Genomic DNA, 1,637 nt, shown 5'->3' on the forward strand with positions numbered 1-1,637 from the left:
GGTCACGCCGGTGGTGGCGCCGTGGTGGGTGATGGTGAAGGTGGCTGGCATGGTGGTGACTCGTTAAGCAATGGCCGAAAGCCCCTTTTTTTGCACCACAGTCAAAAGTCTCAGGGCTGGCCCCCCTGGTTTTTTGACACCCCGCTCCCAGTCGGATATCAAGTTCTTTGAGACATTCAGATATCGGGCAAAAACGGGCTGCGAAATTTGTTCACGCAAGCGAAGGAGCCGAATTTCTTCAGCACTGAGCGCTGTTGTGGGTGTCAAACAGGCATCATCAAACTCTCGCATCGTCTGTTTTCCGATGGCGCCGATGTCATGCAGCGCCTCCATCGTTTCATGGATAGAGGCAAAAGCGTCACTGCGGTATTTCTTTGTCATACATCACCTCTTCGAATTGTCCATTTAAAACCAAGACGCTCAATTGAGCATCTGTCAACCCAAGTACAAGCTTTGCCATTTTCTTGAATTGTTCTTCTTCGTCATCCCGAATGTTGCCGAGGTCGCTTTTGGGGAAACCAAAGACAAAGATGCAACGCTCCCCCTTGCGAAAAAGAAGGATGCTACGAAATCCCTTGGATTTGTCCTCGCCAGGGCGGGCAATCCGCTGCTTGATGACGCCGCCACCAAGATCGGCATCAATTTGTCCCTGGTCGGCGCGCTGGGCCGCATCTAAGAGCGCAGAGATTGGGATCTTCTCTTTTCTGGCGAAACGACTAAACCACGTATTTGTAAAAATGCGCAATGCAATGACTCCAATTGGCCGTCAATATATCACACAAAGTGTGATTGTTGTATCAATAAAAGCACTCTTTAAATGGCCGAACTTCCATGGCGTCCATTCTTCTAGGAATTAATTGGAATCTGACCCCAATTACCCCAGAGCCGGTAACGCCGGTGGTGGCGCCGTGGTGGGTGATGGTGAAGGTGGCTGGCATGGTGGTCACCCCAAGCGCCCAGCCAATTGCAAAGACGCTCGCAGTGTGTCATTGATGCGGGTTTGCCAACCGTCGCCCGTGGCGCGCAAGGCCTGCACTACATCAGCATCGAGGCGGATTTTGACCGGCTCCTTGGTGGTGGCGGCCTTGGGCCTGCCACGCAGCTTGGCTTGCAAAGACGCAGGTAGTGACGAAAACGGTTTGAATGCTGATGGATCAACCTTTGAGAGGTCACCTACTTCACCATCATCATCAATCACGGGTAAGCGCGAAACCATGTTTAACTCCTTCTCTTGGATTTGCTTTGCGAAAGCTGATAACCCGAATGCCGCCATCTGTTTCGCAAAATACCAGCACGTGTAGCCGCGCGCCAAGGTAACCCAGCGCGACGATGCGCGATTCTGAGTACCTGTGGCGAGTGTCTTGCCATACTTTTGCCGTTTCAAAATCAAATTCAATCACCCGTTCAAAGCTCAAGCCGCGCTGAGCGATGTTGAGCTCGTTCTTGGCCGGATCAAAAGTGATTTCGATGGCGTTTATTGTGCACCCAATAATTTAATGCGACAACAGTGATTTGCATAAACACCGACTGCAATGACGGAATGGTTTTTGTCGCTGCCACAGGCGCAGGGGTCGTTGCGGGTGGGTTGGGTCATGGCTCCAGGCTCCCTGCCAAATTCAGAAACCTTGCCGTGCGCT

4 protein-coding genes are annotated in these 1,637 nt (G+C 51.9%); all 4 read right to left on the reverse strand.

The genetic code is table 11. From position 1 onward, the window contains the following. Window positions 1–63: 63 nt before the first annotated feature. The 4 genes from IBX54_RS15000 to IBX54_RS15015 all read right to left on the reverse strand — a co-directional run bounded on the left by IBX54_RS15000 (window position 64) and on the right by IBX54_RS15015 (window position 1,400). Entirely contained in the window at window positions 64–381 is a 318-nt protein-coding gene (locus IBX54_RS15000; protein ID WP_296543450.1) for a DNA-binding transcriptional regulator, read from the reverse strand. After that, a complete protein-coding gene (locus IBX54_RS15005; RefSeq protein ID WP_296543451.1) occupies window positions 359–745 on the reverse strand; it encodes a type II toxin-antitoxin system RelE/ParE family toxin in 387 nt (128 codons plus the stop codon). Before IBX54_RS15005 ends, IBX54_RS15000 begins: the two co-directional genes overlap by 23 nt. A 198-nt stretch (window positions 746–943) precedes the next feature. Continuing rightward, window positions 944–1,273, reverse strand: a complete 330-nt coding sequence (locus tag IBX54_RS15010; protein WP_367141856.1) for a BrnA antitoxin family protein — start codon at window positions 1,271–1,273, stop codon at window positions 944–946. Then, a complete protein-coding gene (locus IBX54_RS15015; RefSeq protein ID WP_367141857.1) occupies window positions 1,191–1,400 on the reverse strand; it encodes a BrnT family toxin in 210 nt (69 codons plus the stop codon). Before IBX54_RS15015 ends, IBX54_RS15010 begins: the two co-directional genes overlap by 83 nt. Between the last annotated feature and the right edge of the window lie 237 nt (window positions 1,401–1,637).

The sequence above is a fragment of the Rhodoferax sp. genome (assembly GCF_014859475.1).
Classification (GTDB): Bacteria; Pseudomonadota; Gammaproteobacteria; order Burkholderiales; family Burkholderiaceae_C; genus Rhodoferax.